Genomic DNA, 14504 nt, shown 5'->3' on the forward strand with positions numbered 1-14504 from the left:
GCCGGGCGTCCTACGCTCGGCTCGCTAGATCTTTCTTGGTGAGCTTCCCCCCAAAAAACAGGGGCAGATTGATTTCCCTTACGTGATCCTTCAGGCCGTCTCCGGAACCGACCAGGACGAAAGCTCGGAGGTGGCGGTGAAGATCCTCTGCGGGATCTACTCGGCGGAAGGGGTAGAGGCCGGGGTGAACGACATCCTGAACCTTCTCACCCGGTGCCGGAAGATCGTGCTCTCAAAGCGGCGCACCGAAGACGGACTGTACACCTTGAAACTTCCGGTGACCTGGGAGTGCGGAGACCCGGACGCAAAGTATTTTCAACCCCAGCCCCATGCGGAGGGGGAGATCACCACCCACTGGGAGACCTCGGGGATCCGGCAAACATTAACGGAAGACGTGGAGGCATGTCTCTAATGGCAGCAAAGAAAACAACATCAACGGCGGCAAAGGGCAAAAAAACGGAACAGGTGGCCTATGGGGGCCGGAGGTTCGGCATCCGGTGCACATCAGCCGGTATCAGGTCTTTCGAAACGGCCTGCCCAAAGAGGTGGCGGCCTTTTTCAAGGAGCGGACTGAGCTGAAGCGCTTCCTGGTTCCGGTGGAGGCCCTTGCCCCGGCCATGGCCGACCTCAACAACCCTGAATCCCTTCTGGCCCGGAAATACGCCGAAGCGAAAGGAGCCAAGTAATCATGACATACAGACACGGTGTTTACGCATCGCAGATGCCCACGTCCATCACGCCGCCCCGGAGGGTTTCAGCGTCGTTGCCGGTGGTGGTGGGCACGGCCCCTGTGCACCTGGCCAAGGGCGGGGCAGGGCCGGTGAACAAGGTGACCATGGTCTATACCTACGCAGAGGCCGTGGAGCTGCTGGGCTATTCCGATGCCTGGGAGAAGTACACGCTTTGTGAGTTCATCTATTCCCACTTTGTCCTGTTCGCCCTGGCCCCCATTGTCTTCATCAACGTCTTTGACCCGGCGGTTCACAAGGCCGATGTGGCCGAAGGCGCGGCCACCTTTGCCGATGACGAGATCAAGCTGGACCACGGGGACCTCCTGGGACCGGTGGTGGTGACCTCTTCGGACAAGTCCACCACCTACGTGGAGAACACCGACTATGAGGTGGACCGGGTTGCCGGGACCATCAAGCGCATCCCTACCGGCTCAATCAAGGCAGGGGCCACCGTCAATCGAACTTACACCTATGCGGATCCGTCCAAGGTGACGGCGGCGGATATCGTGGGCGGGGTGGACGCAGAGACCGGTGCCCTCACCGGCCTGGAGCTGGTGAACGAGGTGTTCCCCAAGTATCGCCTGGTGCCCGGGCTCATCGTGGCCCCGGGCTGGTCTTCGGCCTCCACGGTGTCGGCGGTGATGACGGCCAAGGCCAAAACCATCAACGGGCTGTTCTCCTGCAAGGCGATTATCGACATCGATGACGCCACCGTGACCCGGTACAGCGACGCCCCGGAATACAAGAACCAGAACAACCTCACCGACCCGGCCCAGGTGGTCTGCTGGCCCAGGGTGAAGCTGGGAGGGAAGACCTTTCACATGTCTACCCAGCTTGCCGGGCTCATGGCCAAGGTGGACGCGGACAACGAGGATATCCCCTACGCTTCGCCTTCGAACCACAACTTTCAGATGGACGCCATGGTGGCAAACGGGAAGGAGGTGTGGCTTCAGCCGGAGCAGGCGAATTATTTGAACGGTAACGGCATCGTGACGGCCCTGAACTTTATTGGCGGGTGGAAGTGCTGGGGCAACCGGACGGCCTGCTACCCGGCCAACACCGACCCCAAGGATTCCTGGATCTCGGTGAGCCGGATGTTCACCTGGGTGGGCAACACCCTGATCCTGAGCCACTGGTCCAGGGTGGACGCCCCTGCAAAACGGCGGCTCATCGAGACCATCCGGGATTCTGCCCAGATGTGGCTGGACGGGCTGGTGTCCCGGCAGTTACTCCTGGGCGCGCGGGTGGAGTTTCAGGCCGATGAAAACGCGGTGACGGACATGATGGATGGGATCTCCCGTTTCCATGTCTACATGACGCCGCCTTCACCCGCCCGGGAGATCGACTTCATCCAGGAGTACGACCCGGCCTACTTTTCAACCCTTTTCGCTTAATTTTCGCTTAACAGGTTTTCGGATGTCTACGCGTAGACATCCTTAAAACCATACAGGAGTGCGCGCATGAATACCCCTGAAGTATTGACCAACTTTCGCCTCTATTACGGCGGCGCCAAGGACATGATGGGCGTGGTGGACGTCACCGTGCCGGACATCGAGCCCCTGAACGCCTCCCTCAAAGGGGCAGGCATCCTGGGTGAGATCTCGGTTCCCATCCTCGGGCACATTGGGGCCATGGCCATGACCATCAACTTTCGGACCATCAGCCAGGACGTGAACCTCTTCAACATGCCCGTTCCCCACGTGGTGGACCTGCGCGGGGCCATGCAGGTCCAGGACACGGCAAGCGGCGTGCGGAAGGTGATGCCCGTACGGATCTCCGGCCAGGGATCCACCAAAAAGACCAGCTTCGGCAAGTTTGCCGTGGGGGAGGGTAACGACTCCAGCGTGGAGCTGGAACTCACCCGCTTTAACCTCATGATCGACGGGATGGAAAGCATCCTCATCGACAAGCTCAACAACCTTTACACGGTGAACGGTGTGGACTGCCTGTCCGACGTGAACAAGGCCCTGGGGCTGTAACGATCAAACCGATGTCTACGCGTAGACATTTTTCAAAAAGGAAAAACCAAGATGGAAATCAAGCTGAAAAAAGCCATCACCTTTGAAGGCAAAGAGATCAACACAATCAACCTGGACCTGGAGGGGCTCACGGGGGAGGACATGGCGCAGGCGGAGCGGGAGTACCTTGCCATGGGGGGCCAGATGACGAGCCTTACCTTGAGCCATGCCTACTGCCATTGCCTTGCGGCCCGTGCGGCGGATCTTTCCGTTGAAACCATCCGGTCCATGTCCGCCAGGGACAGCACGAATATTGCCATGGAGGTGCAGCTTTTTTTGCACGGTATGGAAGACCAAGTGCCCGGCAGATCCGCTTAGCGTGCCTGGACATGGGCAAGGTAACCCGGACGGGAGTGGCATTCTTTTACCAGATGCCCTTCCCGGAGCTTTTTGAATGGATCACGGATTTCAATGAGAAGGCGTAGGCGATGGGATCACGGGTATATGACATAGCGTTCAAGCTGAACGGTTCGGTGGCTCCAACGTTCAAGGGCTCGATGCTCAGTGCGTCCCAGACGGTGGGCGCACTGGGGCAGAAGATCAGCCAGCTTGAAAAATCCAAGGCCAAGGTGGATCGGTTTGGCACGTTGAAAAAGGAGATCCAGGAGACGGAGCGGAGGTTCTTCGAAGCCCAGAACGAGAGCAAGGCCCTTGCCGCTCAGCTGGCCGCCACGGCAAAGCCCACCAAGAAGCTTCAGAGCCAGTTTGATGCGGCGAACCGAAAAGCAAAAAAACTGAAAACGTCACTGGGGGAGCAGAGGACCTCCCTTTCCGAGCTTCGGCGGGAGATGGCCTCTACCGGAATCAAGACGGGGCAGCTGGTGATGCACAACCAGAAGCTGGCCCAGTCCATCGACCTTGCCCGGCGCAAGCAGGACAAGCTTCAGAAGCTCATGATGAAACAGAAGGCCGTGAAGGACAAACGCGCCAACATGCAGGGCCAGCTGTTTGACGCTGTGGCCCTGGGAGCAACGGTGGCGGCTCCTGTCATGATTGCGGCCAATTTTGAACAAAGCATGGCTAAGGTGAAATCCCTTACCGGAGCCACCGGCAAAGACTTCCAGGCCTTGACGGCAAAAGCGAGGGAACTTGGATCAACGACCTCCTTCTCAGCCAGTGAAGCAGCTCAGGGCATGTCATATCTGGGCATGGCTGGTTTTGATAGTCAGCAAATCATCTCTGCTATGCCGGGCGTGCTTAACATGGCCAAGGCCGGTGCCGTAGAGCTTGGCGTCGCATCAGATATTGCGTCAGATATCATGTCCGGTTTTGGCTTAGAGGCCTCTGAGATGGACCGTGTTTCCAACGTCCTCACCCGGACCTTCACCAGTTCCAACACCTCCCTGGAGATGCTGGGCGAGACTACTCAGCAATGTAGGCCTGTTGCGGCGAAAGCTGGGATGTCCCTGGAAGAGACCTCCGCTATGGCCGGACTCCTTGCCAACGTTGGGATCAAAGGAAGCATGGGGGGCACCACCTTAAAAAGTATGGTTTTGGGGCTTTCCGCGCCGTCAACCGCAGCACTAAGTACACTCCAGGAGTTGGGTGTCCAGGCCACAAACATGGAAGGTAATCTTCGGAAGCCTGCACAAATTTTAGCTGATCTATCCGAATCACTAAACGGTATGGGTAATGCCGAGAAGTTGGATGTAATCAGTACCATATTTGGCAAGGAACCGGCGTCTGGTTTAACGGAACTGCTCTCTCAGGCAGGGAAAAAGGGCATCACCGAATACACAAAAAAAGTGAAAGACGGAGAAGTTACCGCCCAGTCCATTGCCGATATCATGGACAACACAACCGTCGGAGCTCTTAAAAACTTTGGTTCTGCATCAGAAAGCCTCGCCATAACTTTTGGAAACACCCTGACACCTGCCATCTCAGGTGCGGCTCAATCCCTTGCCTTTATTGCACGCAAGCTTACTGCCGCATCAGAAAAGTACCCAACAGTCACGAAAGTAGCGGGGATGCTGACAGGCGGTACCATTGCCTTGACTGCTGCAACAGTTGCCGCAGGGTATGCTTGGACTTTTGTGTCTGGAGGGCTGTTAAGGGCAAAGACGGCCTATCAGCTCATCAACAAACATCTCACACTATCAAAAATGAAAACCATAGCCCTGGCGGGAGTTCAAAAGGCAGCGGCCATCGGCACCTATGCCATGACAGCAGCACAATGGGCCTTGAACGTGGCCCTGAATGCCAACCCCATCGGGTTGATTGTCGGCGGTGTGGCCGTTCTGGTGGGGCTTGGTGCTGTTCTTTACAAGAAGTTCGAACCCTTCCAGAAGCTGGTGGACTCCATATGGGGAAAGATCAAGAAATTCATGAAAATTGGAGGTCGTTTCTTTGGCTTCGGGAGTGACGAAGAGACTGAAACGGCAGAAAAGGCCGCCAAGGTGGGCAATGTCGCCGGGAACATTCCCACGCCTCCGGACAATGTGGTGCCTTTCCCTGAAAGACAGAGCCAGGGCGTGACGCCTGTGAAGTTCCCAGAGGTTTCCCCGGCGGCCATGAACAGTTCCAGCACCGCTATTGAGTACAAACCCCAAATTCATATCACGGCCACCGGCTCCAACGTTGCCGAATTCAAGGCGGCGGCGGATCAGAGCATGATGGAGAGCGAAGAGCGTGTCCGGAAGGTTATGACGGATATTCACCACGACGACAGGAGGCGCGCTTTTGCCTGATTCATACACCACACGGCAGGGCGACATGTGGGATGCCATCGCCCTGACCCGCATGGGAAGCGAGATGCATATGGCCCGACTGATTGCGGCCAACCCGGAGCATCGGAGTACGTGGTTTCAGCGCCGGATTGAGCTGATCGGACACGGGAAGAGAACCGAAACCGTTTTACCCCCCTGGAAATCATGATGAGAAAAGCACGATTGAACCTGAATTTTGAAGGCAAAGACATCTCGAAAGAGATCTCACCTTATTTAAAGAGCATGACCTATTCCGATTTTGCATCGGGCAAGGCCGATGATCTTCAGATCACCCTGGAGGACACCGCCGGGCTTTGGGCCGGAGACTGGTTTCCGGAGAAGGGCTCCCGGGTAAAGGCGGAGATTGAGTGCTCGGCATGGGGTGACCTGGGGGATCTTTCACTCTCCTGCGGATCCTTTCAGGTGGATGACATCACATCAAGCGGGCCTCCTGCAATCGTCACCATGAAGGCCATCAGCTCCATGACCTCCACGGCCATCAAGAACGAGCTGAAGGAACGGGTCTGGGAAGCCATCACCCTGGAGCAGCTGGCCGGGGGCATCGCGGCAGAGCACGGGCTCTCCCTTTTTTTCAGCGCCGACCAGGACGCACCGTACGAGCGGGTGACCCAGAGCAAGGAGAGTGATCTTGCTCTTCTGGCAAGGCTCTGCCGGGCGCGGGGCCTCAACCTGAAGATGGCCGAAGAGAAGCTGGTTCTCTACCAGGGGAAAATCTTTGAAGCCAAGGCCCCGGTGTTCACCTTGAGAAAGGGGGCCTCCGAGATTCTGACCTGGTCGTTCAATACCAAGTCCCACAACATCTATCGGGCATGCACGGTGCAGTTTTTTGACCCGACAAAAAAGAGGTTGGTGGAGCACACCTTTACCCCGGAGAACAGTCCGAAGACCGGTCAGGTCCTTGTGGTATGGTGGAGTCCATCGCCGAAGCCCAGACCCAGGCCGTGGCTGAACTCCGGAGCGCGAACAAGGAGGAGGTGAAGGCAAGCTTCTCCCTGGTGGGCAATCCCCGGGCCCTGGCCGGGCTAAATGTGAAGGTAGAGGGATTCGGTATCTTTGACGGCATCTATTTCATCGACGAGGCCAAGCACTCCCTGGGCTCCGGCTACAAGACAAACGCAACCCTGAGAAAGGTGCTGGGGTACTGATGATCGAGATCGAAAAACGCATGAAGGCCTTGGAGGAGAAGGTGAACAGCATGGTCCAGGTGGGCACGGTGACCGAAGTGGTGGGCGGATCCGTGAAGGTGGAGGTCCATGGCCATCCCACCCACAAGCTGCCGGTTCTCTTCCCCCGGACCCAGACGGACAAGTTCTTTGCCATGCCCGACGTTGGAGAAGAGGTGGCTTGTATCTTTCTGCCTATTGGCCTGGAACAGGGCTTTGTCCTGGGGGCGATCTACTCCGACGTGGACGCGCCACCTGCAGACGGATCCCACCTGACCCATGTGACCTTTGGGGATGGCTCCGTCATGGCCTACGACAGGAAAACGCACAGCCTGGACATCACGGTGAAGGGCGGGGAGGTAACGGTAAAAGCCGATAAAGTGACCCTGGATTGCGGAGGGGAGCTGGGCGGGGTGATCACGGACAAGTCCATTTGTAAGTTCGACGGCAAACCCCATGTGGACGCATCAACAACAGTTATTGCGAGCAAATAATCATGGCAACAAGCGCAGCAGCCCTCGTGGCAGACATTATCAAGGAACTCAAAGTGGAAGGGTTCGCAACGGGCAACGAGTTTGCCCAGACAGAAAAAATGGCAGCGGCCCTGGGCCGGGCCGTCTACAAACACATGACCCTTCTGGACGATGCCTCCGGAAGCCCAGCATCCAAAGGACACAGATAAATGGAGGTGGGGGCTTTCGGAGAGATTGTTTTTGAAACCAGCCGCACGCGGATCCGCACCTTCGATGAGTTCAAGCGTTCATCCAAGGTGCGGTTTGCCGAGCATGCCGTCACCGGGAAAAAGCCTGTCCTGGAGTTTCTTGGCCCGGGCCTGGACGAGGTGTCGCTTCAAATGATGTTCGCCGAAAGTCTGGGCGTTTCACCTTCAGGTGAGATCGATGCCGTGCGCAAGGTGCTTGCCTCCGGAGAGGCAAAGAACCTGGTTGTGGGCGGGTACAATTTCGGACGGTTTGCCCTCCTTTCCATGGAAGAGGACTGGCAGAAATTCGACGGCAAAGGGCGGCTCCTGGTTGCGGCGGTCTCCATCAAGTTAAAGGAGTTTGCGTAAATGGAATTGAATGTGACGGGGCAGCTGGACCGTGTGGTGATCGGGGCAACGGGCATCGATGCCATTGTGCAGCAGGTGCAGATTGTTTGCGCCACCCGGGTGGGGACTCTTCCCCTGGACAGGGCCTTCGGTGCCCAGGCGGATTATCTGGACACGCCGCTTCCGGTGGCCAAGGCCAAAGCATCGGCAGCCGTGATCCAGGGAATTGAGACCTATGTCCCCGGGGTGGATGTTCTCTCCGTGTCCTGGGTGGCCGACACCGAAAAGGCCCGGGCCGGGACACTGATCCCTGTGGTGAGGATTAAAATCAATGAGCCTTAAGAATCTTCCGGACATCCAATTTGTGGAAGCCGATGCCGAGAAAACCATCAGCAATATTTTGACCGTGCACGAGGGCATCACGGGCAAATCCCTGGCCCCTGCGGATCCGGAGCGCCTCTTCCTCATGGGCCTGGCCTCTATCATCGTGCAGCAGCGTGAGTTGATCAACCACGCGGGGAAAATGAATCTTCTGGCCTACAGCGAAGGCGACCACCTGGATCACCTGGGGGCCTTTACGGAGACGGAGCGGCTGGATCTTCTGCAGCCGGAACCCTGTGCCGGTTTTCCATTGCCGAGGCCCTGGAGTTTGTGGTGGCCATCAACAAAGGGACCCGCGTCTCTCCGGACGGCACGCTCTTTTTCAAGACGGAAAGCTATGCCGAGGTGGCCGCCGGGGACACCTTCGTTGACGTGCCCGTGACCTGCATGGCCACGGGCACCGTGGGCAACGGGTACGTGGCCGGGCAGATCAACCAGATGGTGGATCCCGTCCCCTATGTGGTGAGCGTTTCCAACACCATCACAACCACGGGCGGAGCCGACAAAGAAGGCAACGAGCCTTACAGGGAACGGATCCACAACGCCCCGGACAAGTACTCGGTTGCCGGTCCGGAAGGGGCCTACATCTACTGGGCCAAGTCGGCCCATCAAGAGATCGCCGACGTGGCCGTGGTCTCTCCTGCAGACGCCACCGTCCAGGTGGTGGTCCTTCTTTCCGGAGGCAGGCTTCCGGATGAAACCATTTTGCAAACCGTGGCCGATGCCGTGACCCCGAAGAACCGAAGGCCCTTGACGGATAGGGTGTCCGTCATTGCCCCGGTGCCGGTGGGCTTCGACATCGATGCCGACTATTTTATTTCCGGAGAGAACCAGGAGGCCATTTCTGAAATTCAAAGCCGGGTGAGTAAGGCCATTGCCGACTACACAGCCTGGCAATGCGAAAAGCTGGGGCGTGACATCAACCCCGATGAACTGGTTTTTCGCTTAAAGAGTGCCGGCGCAAAACGCGTGGTGCTGCGGTCTCCCTCTTTTCAAAAGCTGGCCACCACCCAGGTGGCCCAGGCTGGCACCCAAACCCTGAACTATGCGGGGGGGGAAGATGAGTAAAGCCTTGCCCGACATCTCCTTTGCAGACATCCTCCCCGCGTCTATCTCCGGAGACGAAAGCATCCGGGCAGCCGCCCGCGCCATTGATGACGACTTGAAGCAGATCAACCGGGCCATCGACACCTTATATATGTACAGCCGGTGGACGAGCTGGAGGAGCCCCTCCTCACCCACCTGGCCTGGCAGTTCAAGGTGGACTTCTGGGACGACAGCCTGACCCTTGAAAAGAAGAGGGCCCTTGTCCGGAACTCCGTGGCCCGTCATCGACAAAAAGGAACCCCGTCCGCCATCGAGGGCGCCATCGCCGACGTGCTCGGCGGCGGCACCGTGGAAGAGTGGTGGACCTACGACGGCCAGCCCTACCACTTCCGGGTACGCGTGGAAGTCACCGACCAGGGCGTCACCGATCAGGCCTACGCCTGGGCGGATCAGCTCATCGAAGCCTACAAGAACGTCCGCTCCAAGCTCGATGCCGTGATCACATACCTGACAGGGCAGGGCACAATCCACATGGCCATGGCCGGACAATACGCCGAAACCGTCTCCGTTTTCCCCTGGCAACTCGAAAATCTGGAAGAGTCCGGGCCCGTCTACTTTGGCCTGGGAACCCAGATGATCGAAACCACCTGCATCTATCCCTAAAATAAAGGAAACACCAATGGCAGAATCCTATTTCACAACCTTAACCAACACCGGCAAGGCGATGTTCGCCAACTCGCCGGTCTTAGGTAAATCGGTCTCGTTTTCAACCCTGGCCGTGGGCGACGGCAACGGATCCTACGCGAGCCTGGACCTGGCAGGCATGCTTCAGCGGACATCTTTGATTAATGAGGTGTGGCGAGGCAGCATCAACCACATTTCCATCCATGAAGCCAACAGCAACTGGCTGGTGGTGGAGGCCTTTATCCCATCGGACGTGGGGGACTTCGACATCCGGGAGGTGGGTATCTTCGACCCGGACGGCAACCTGATTGCCATCGGCAAGTATCCCCACACCTACAAACCCAAGATTACCCAGGGGGCATCCAAGGATCTTTACGTGAAGATGATCCTGGAGGTTTCGGACACGGCTGCTGTGGAGCTGAAGGTAGACCCGGCGGTGGTACTGGCGACCAGGCAGCATGTTGCGGATGAGTTGAAGGCGTATCTGGAGATGGTGAGGAAGGATGGGCAGGGTAATGTGTCGATTTCGGGAGACTTGAGTGTCAAAGGAAAGAGAGTCTCGTTTTACGAGCCGGGAGATGACATTAACCTGTCATATATGCCTTCAGATGAAGAGATGAGAAGGCGTCGTATGCTTGAACGGGACGGATCGAGTCTCTTACGCTCTGATTATCCGAACCTCTTTGCGAAAATTGGAACCATGTATGGAGCCCTCGACGAAATGCATTTTAGCCTGCCTGATGACCGAGGCCTTTTTCCCAGATATTGGGACCATGGGGCGGGGATTGATCCTGATGCCTCATCTCGTTCAGATAGAGGCGATGGAACAACGGGTGACCATCTGTGGTACGGGGCAGGCGTCTAAAAACAAGGAGCATACACACGGACTATATACGTTCGCAACAAATTCACCCGGATCAGGCGCAGCGTATGGATCAACAACAAATAGCTCAAGTATTAGTACGTTATCATCTGGTGGGGCTGAGGCCAGGCCAAAAAACGTAACTAAATGGGGGGGGATATTTTACTAATGACAACATTGTATAATGCACACCCCGAAACGGGTGAATACTTGAAGGGACGAGACTCCAAGCCACGGCAAAATCCAATGTGGGACGAAGAAACTGGTAGCCCAAGTGATCGCTGGCTATACAACCCTAAATCCTCATCCCTGCAGCCACCTCCTGAAACAAACGAATATGAGGTCGCGGTCTTGGAGCAGGGTTTGTGGATCGTAAAATCTGATTACCGTGGAGCGGTGTATTTTGATACCGCCTCACAGGAACGATACAGAATATCTGAGATAGGGACTGTCCTTGATTCAGGTTGGACCGATAAGGAGCCGTTACCGTATTCGAGATGGAATGGCACCGATTGGGAAATTGATTTGAGCCTTTGGCTGGATAATGTGGTAAGGCCGCAACGTGACGCGAAGCTCTCAGCATGCGACTATACAATGATGCCGGACTATCCGGTTGACCAAAGCAAACGGGCAGAGTGGGAGGCTTACAGGATGCTATTGAGAGATCTTCCGGCAACATTAATTTTCGTTACCGATTCAATCCCCTGGCCCCCCGAACCTAAGTAGAGGTGAAATAGTGCCTGTCACCTAAAAAAAGCGGTTTTTCAAAATGCGCCGTTTTTGGAATCTGCCTTAATTTAATTCCAAAGTCATGTCCGTGAGCTTAATTCTTGTAATGGCGTGAGCCGCATGGTCGAAGGCACAAAAATTGTGGAAGTTTTTGTGGAAGTTCTTCAAAATGGGGCACGTATTTTCGGGGCTTTACGGGGTTTCAAGGTGATACAGATGAAAGACGATGTATTAAGTATGGGGTTGATATTATAAATGGATTACGTCAGAATAGGACCTGGGTTCGATTCCCGCCGCCTCCACCAGGCTTCGCCTGAGCGCCAGCGAGCAAGAAGCCTGCAATCCTTAAAAATAAAGATTCCCGAATCACGTTTCACAAAATAAATTCTTCCAGTTGTTATATGATGATGATGAGGAGGCTCCTTTGGGCTTTCACTATGTATACATGCTCCGAAGTGAGTCGTTTCCGGAACGGTTTTATACCGGTATGACCTCTGACCTTGGAACTCGCCTATAGGCCGATAATTCCGGAAGCGTCCCCCACACGTCAAAGTACAAACCCTGGAAAATTGAAATCGCCATCGCCTTCCCCTCCAAACCCAAAGCCACCGCCTTCGAGACCTACCTCAAATCCCACTCCGGCAGAGCCTTCGCTGCCAAGCATTTTTGAACTGAAATAACTGTTGCCTTGTCACCTATTTCCAGCATAGGTCAAAAGAGTCATGGCAGGGAAATCGTGATTTGAATCGGCTTTCAAGAGAAGATGCAGGCCTTTACGCTGCGTTGCGAGGAGGGCATTGTGGTGAGCATGTCAGGCTGGAACAGGAAAGGATTTCCTTTGGTTGGTTAATGGAATCAATCATGGGGATTCATGATGGGTGAGTATCCATCGCTTTACTGCGTGCCAGCTATATCATAAAAACCTGCACCCATCACCGCCAAAATCGTGATCACCTGCCTTGCCCCTCCGTTTCGAGAACGTTCAAAACAGAGGGGCAAAGCCTTAATATTCCATCTTATTTATTCCATTTTAGCGCTGGGTTTTACTCGGCGGCGGGCTCTGATTCAGCGGTAGGTTCCGTTTCCGCTGCAGGCTCTGCCTCAGCTGTGGGCTCTGCTTCGGCTTCAGGCATTGTCTCAGCAGCTGGCTCCGCTTCAGGTGCCGGTGCGGGGGCTGGTTCTGCCATGCCTGCTTCGTAGGCATCTTTGTCAACTTCGATCACCTCAGAGTTCTGGATGATGATCTCTTTACCTGTGGCCGAGTCTTTGAACTCAATGGCGCCGTTGCTTTTCTTGTTTATTTTTTCAGTGTAGTAGACTTTGTCGCTTGAAGGGTCGGTCACTTGGTAGTAGGTGCCGCAGGCCGCCAGGGAAACCATCATAATCAGGGTCAGGATTAAAGCAGAAACGTTGATCTTCATGTTAGCTCTCCTTTTTTAGATTCGAAATTACTTCAAATGTGTAACGGACTATGGAGTTGAGTTTCGGCCATACGGCATACAGTCGTCCCAAATGTTGGCGGGACGATTTTTTACTCATTTTTGGAGAATTACGAGAGCGCTTTTCAGCAAGAAGGCAGGCCTCAGGTTTCTCATTTGTCCGGGAGGGTTTTCTTTTCATTATACGGGAAAGCCTTGCCGGGATTGAGAAACCATCATGCCGCATTGTATTGGCATGGCTGCATACGTTCAGGTCGCGATGATCTGTATTGAATTGTCGAAGCAGGTGAAAGGCGTATAGCCCTTAAAAATGACAGGATATCGTTAATAATCAGCCCAATTGGATGCAAAGTCAATCATTTTAATTTGTCATACGCTGCATACGAAAAATGACGAAAGGCAAAATAAATTCGATGTCGGGGCACGCCTTGACGGTGAATTCTCTTTATCATCCGGGCGCATTCCACATAAGAATAAAGGCAACGCCTCTTTTGGTCGATGACATCCTTCAGGGAGCCCTTGCCGCTGAGTGACCCACAGGCCTTGAGGATTGTCGCCCCCTGGACACTGCTGTCGAGCGTTTTGTTGCGATGTTGCGCCTTAAACCGGATTGATGGATGCGTTGTGGATAACATACTGGATTATTGTGCCCGGCTGCTGAGCGGCCTGATGGCACTGCTTGCCGCCCCCAATTATACCGCTATTTTTAAGAGCGTCCTGGCCGCCGGGTCCCACGCAGGGCCGTGGCAGCTTCTGGGGCTGTTTCTGGTGTCCTCCATGGTCATGGTCTGGAGGCTCAATGCCTTTGAGAAGCGGGGCTTTGAGGGTACTGCCATCGGCACCATGGTGATGCCGTACTGCTCGGGGTTTTCCAATCTTGCCTTTGCCTATGTGATGGGAACCACGGGCGGGGACGCGGCCATGGTCCTTGAAAACTGCATCGTGAACAACGTCACCAACCTGACCATCCTGTTGGGTATACCCGCCCTGCTGTGGGGCCTGACCCTCAAGGGGACAAAGGAAGACCGTTCAGAAGAGAAGCTCGATTACCTCTCCCTGCTTCTTACCCTCATTGCCATGGTGTTTTTTACGGCCGTGACCTGGGCCCTGGGTCGGGACGGGGTCCTGAACCAGGGGGACGGCCTGGTGCTCATGGGGCTGTTTCTTTTCTGGCAGGTGTTTCAGGTCTTTGATGTGATGAAGACCAACGTCCAGAAACACAGAGCCGTAAGTCTCTGGGTGGTTGTGGATATCCTGCTGGTGGGTGGTGCTGCCTGGGGTACTTATGTCAGCATCGAAGGGCTTGTGGCCTGGGTGTCGGCCGGGGGCGGGGGGATCATCTCCACAAGCCAGATCGGCATCTTAAGCGGCCTTCTCATGGTGGTCCCCAACGGGCTTCTTGCCTTTTACTATGCAGCCGTGGACCGCTCCGACATCGCCTACTCTTCCCAGATCGGAGACGGCCATATCTGCATTCCCATGTGCATCGGTATTTTCGCGTTCTTCTCTCCCATCCGAATCCCCGATTCCTTTGAAACCGGGGCCTTCACAATCATGGCGGCGTGTGCCGTCCACTTCTTCTTTGTCGGGGCCATGAAGCGCCTTCCCCGGGGCGCAGGGGCCCTGCTTGCCGCAAGCTACGGGTATTTTATCTACAAAGGCATCCTTATGTAGGT

At 55.6% G+C, this 14504-nt stretch carries 21 protein-coding genes and 1 pseudogene; 21 read left to right on the forward strand and 1 reads right to left on the reverse strand.

The window, feature by feature from the left end; genetic code table 11:
- The first annotated feature begins 82 nt into the window (after window positions 1-82).
- The 20 genes and pseudogenes from ACOYW2_RS00005 to ACOYW2_RS00100 all read left to right on the forward strand — a co-directional run.
- The gene (locus ACOYW2_RS00005; protein WP_482421173.1) at window positions 83-412 is read left to right on the forward strand and encodes a hypothetical protein; all 330 of its coding nucleotides are present in this window, start codon (window positions 83-85) and stop codon (window positions 410-412) included.
- 85 nt (window positions 413-497) lie between these two features.
- Window positions 498-686, forward strand: coding sequence for a hypothetical protein (locus ACOYW2_RS00010; RefSeq protein WP_482768941.1), 189 nt, complete (start codon window positions 498-500; stop codon window positions 684-686).
- A 2-nt stretch (window positions 687-688) separates the two neighbouring features.
- Window positions 689-2125: a phage tail sheath family protein gene (locus ACOYW2_RS00015; protein WP_482768942.1), complete on the forward strand. Its 1437-nt coding sequence runs from the start codon at window positions 689-691 to the stop codon at window positions 2123-2125.
- Window positions 2126-2191: 66 nt separating this feature from the next.
- On the forward strand, window positions 2192-2710 hold the full coding sequence (locus tag ACOYW2_RS00020; protein WP_092208087.1) for a phage major tail tube protein: 519 nt from the start codon (window positions 2192-2194) through the stop codon (window positions 2708-2710).
- 51 nt (window positions 2711-2761) lie between these two features.
- Window positions 2762-3067: a phage tail assembly protein gene (locus ACOYW2_RS00025; RefSeq protein WP_482768943.1), complete on the forward strand. Its 306-nt coding sequence runs from the start codon at window positions 2762-2764 to the stop codon at window positions 3065-3067.
- 110 nt (window positions 3068-3177) lie between these two features.
- Window positions 3178-5436, forward strand: a complete 2259-nt coding sequence (locus ACOYW2_RS00030) for a phage tail tape measure protein (RefSeq protein WP_482768944.1) — start codon at window positions 3178-3180, stop codon at window positions 5434-5436.
- On the forward strand, window positions 5429-5623 hold the full coding sequence (locus ACOYW2_RS00035; protein WP_482767083.1) for a tail protein X: 195 nt from the start codon (window positions 5429-5431) through the stop codon (window positions 5621-5623). Before ACOYW2_RS00030 ends, ACOYW2_RS00035 begins: the two co-directional genes overlap by 8 nt.
- Window positions 5620-6453, forward strand: coding sequence for a phage late control D family protein (locus ACOYW2_RS00040; protein ID WP_482768945.1), 834 nt, complete (start codon window positions 5620-5622; stop codon window positions 6451-6453). The genes ACOYW2_RS00035 and ACOYW2_RS00040 overlap by 4 nt, the downstream gene beginning before the upstream one ends.
- A complete protein-coding gene (locus ACOYW2_RS00045) occupies window positions 6450-6620 on the forward strand; it encodes a hypothetical protein (protein WP_482768946.1) in 171 nt (56 codons plus the stop codon). The genes ACOYW2_RS00040 and ACOYW2_RS00045 overlap by 4 nt, the downstream gene beginning before the upstream one ends.
- Window positions 6620-7132 (forward strand): phage baseplate assembly protein V, encoded by a 513-nt coding sequence (locus ACOYW2_RS00050; protein ID WP_482767081.1) that lies wholly within the window; start codon window positions 6620-6622, stop codon window positions 7130-7132. Before ACOYW2_RS00045 ends, ACOYW2_RS00050 begins: the two co-directional genes overlap by 1 nt.
- 2 nt (window positions 7133-7134) lie before the next feature.
- Window positions 7135-7320: a hypothetical protein gene (locus ACOYW2_RS00055; RefSeq protein WP_482767080.1), complete on the forward strand. Its 186-nt coding sequence runs from the start codon at window positions 7135-7137 to the stop codon at window positions 7318-7320.
- A complete protein-coding gene (locus ACOYW2_RS00060; protein ID WP_482767079.1) occupies window positions 7321-7707 on the forward strand; it encodes a phage tail protein in 387 nt (128 codons plus the stop codon).
- On the forward strand, window positions 7708-8028 hold the full coding sequence (locus ACOYW2_RS00065) for a hypothetical protein (protein ID WP_482767078.1): 321 nt from the start codon (window positions 7708-7710) through the stop codon (window positions 8026-8028).
- Window positions 8018-8449, forward strand: coding sequence for a hypothetical protein (locus tag ACOYW2_RS00070; protein WP_482768947.1), 432 nt, complete (start codon window positions 8018-8020; stop codon window positions 8447-8449). Before ACOYW2_RS00065 ends, ACOYW2_RS00070 begins: the two co-directional genes overlap by 11 nt.
- Complete coding sequence (locus tag ACOYW2_RS00075) at window positions 8341-9135, forward strand: baseplate J/gp47 family protein (protein ID WP_482768948.1); 795 nt, start codon at window positions 8341-8343, stop codon at window positions 9133-9135. Before ACOYW2_RS00070 ends, ACOYW2_RS00075 begins: the two co-directional genes overlap by 109 nt.
- Entirely contained in the window at window positions 9128-9352 is a 225-nt protein-coding gene (locus ACOYW2_RS00080) for a hypothetical protein (RefSeq protein WP_482768949.1), read from the forward strand. Before ACOYW2_RS00075 ends, ACOYW2_RS00080 begins: the two co-directional genes overlap by 8 nt.
- Window positions 9277-9777, forward strand: a complete 501-nt coding sequence (locus ACOYW2_RS00085) for a phage tail protein I (RefSeq protein ID WP_482768950.1) — start codon at window positions 9277-9279, stop codon at window positions 9775-9777. The genes ACOYW2_RS00080 and ACOYW2_RS00085 overlap by 76 nt, the downstream gene beginning before the upstream one ends.
- Before the next feature lie 16 nt (window positions 9778-9793).
- Entirely contained in the window at window positions 9794-10663 is an 870-nt protein-coding gene (locus tag ACOYW2_RS00090; protein WP_482768951.1) for a phage tail-collar fiber domain-containing protein, read from the forward strand.
- Between the two features lie 165 nt (window positions 10664-10828).
- A complete protein-coding gene (locus ACOYW2_RS00095; protein WP_482768952.1) occupies window positions 10829-11386 on the forward strand; it encodes a tail fiber assembly protein in 558 nt (185 codons plus the stop codon).
- Window positions 11387-12121: 735 nt separating this feature from the next.
- A pseudogene (locus ACOYW2_RS00100) lies at window positions 12122-12271 on the forward strand (Wadjet anti-phage system protein JetD domain-containing protein); the annotation flags it as partial.
- Window positions 12272-12432: 161 nt separating this feature from the next.
- Here ACOYW2_RS00100 and ACOYW2_RS00105 read toward each other — a convergent pair.
- On the reverse strand, window positions 12433-12810 hold the full coding sequence (locus ACOYW2_RS00105; RefSeq protein WP_482768953.1) for a hypothetical protein: 378 nt from the start codon (window positions 12808-12810) through the stop codon (window positions 12433-12435).
- A gap of 642 nt (window positions 12811-13452) precedes the next feature.
- On the opposite strand from ACOYW2_RS00105, the gene ACOYW2_RS00110 reads away from it, so the two are divergent.
- The gene (locus ACOYW2_RS00110) at window positions 13453-14502 is read left to right on the forward strand and encodes a hypothetical protein (RefSeq protein ID WP_482768954.1); all 1050 of its coding nucleotides are present in this window, start codon (window positions 13453-13455) and stop codon (window positions 14500-14502) included.
- The last annotated feature ends 2 nt before the right edge of the window (window positions 14503-14504 follow it).

The sequence above is a fragment of the Desulfoluna sp. CLI2B genome (genome assembly GCF_056847375.1).

Excerpts from the sequence above, each read along its gene's own strand:
- ACOYW2_RS00015 (WP_482768942.1), top strand. The coding sequence starts at position 689 with ATGACATACAGACACGGTGTTTACGCATCGCAGATGCCCACGTCCATC.
- ACOYW2_RS00020 (WP_092208087.1), top strand. The coding sequence starts at position 2,192 with ATGAATACCCCTGAAGTATTGACCAACTTTCGCCTCTATTACGGCGGC.
- ACOYW2_RS00025 (WP_482768943.1), top strand. The coding sequence starts at position 2,762 with ATGGAAATCAAGCTGAAAAAAGCCATCACCTTTGAAGGCAAAGAGATC.
- ACOYW2_RS00030 (WP_482768944.1), top strand. The coding sequence starts at position 3,178 with ATGGGATCACGGGTATATGACATAGCGTTCAAGCTGAACGGTTCGGTG.
- ACOYW2_RS00040 (WP_482768945.1), top strand. The coding sequence starts at position 5,620 with ATGATGAGAAAAGCACGATTGAACCTGAATTTTGAAGGCAAAGACATC.
- ACOYW2_RS00050 (WP_482767081.1), top strand. The coding sequence starts at position 6,620 with ATGATCGAGATCGAAAAACGCATGAAGGCCTTGGAGGAGAAGGTGAAC.
- ACOYW2_RS00055 (WP_482767080.1), top strand. The coding sequence starts at position 7,135 with ATGGCAACAAGCGCAGCAGCCCTCGTGGCAGACATTATCAAGGAACTC.
- ACOYW2_RS00060 (WP_482767079.1), top strand. The coding sequence starts at position 7,321 with ATGGAGGTGGGGGCTTTCGGAGAGATTGTTTTTGAAACCAGCCGCACG.
- ACOYW2_RS00065 (WP_482767078.1), top strand. The coding sequence starts at position 7,708 with ATGGAATTGAATGTGACGGGGCAGCTGGACCGTGTGGTGATCGGGGCA.
- ACOYW2_RS00070 (WP_482768947.1), top strand. The coding sequence starts at position 8,018 with ATGAGCCTTAAGAATCTTCCGGACATCCAATTTGTGGAAGCCGATGCC.
- ACOYW2_RS00080 (WP_482768949.1), top strand. The coding sequence starts at position 9,128 with ATGAGTAAAGCCTTGCCCGACATCTCCTTTGCAGACATCCTCCCCGCG.
- ACOYW2_RS00090 (WP_482768951.1), top strand. The coding sequence starts at position 9,794 with ATGGCAGAATCCTATTTCACAACCTTAACCAACACCGGCAAGGCGATG.
- ACOYW2_RS00095 (WP_482768952.1), top strand. The coding sequence starts at position 10,829 with ATGACAACATTGTATAATGCACACCCCGAAACGGGTGAATACTTGAAG.
- ACOYW2_RS00105 (WP_482768953.1), bottom strand. The coding sequence starts at position 12,810 with ATGAAGATCAACGTTTCTGCTTTAATCCTGACCCTGATTATGATGGTT.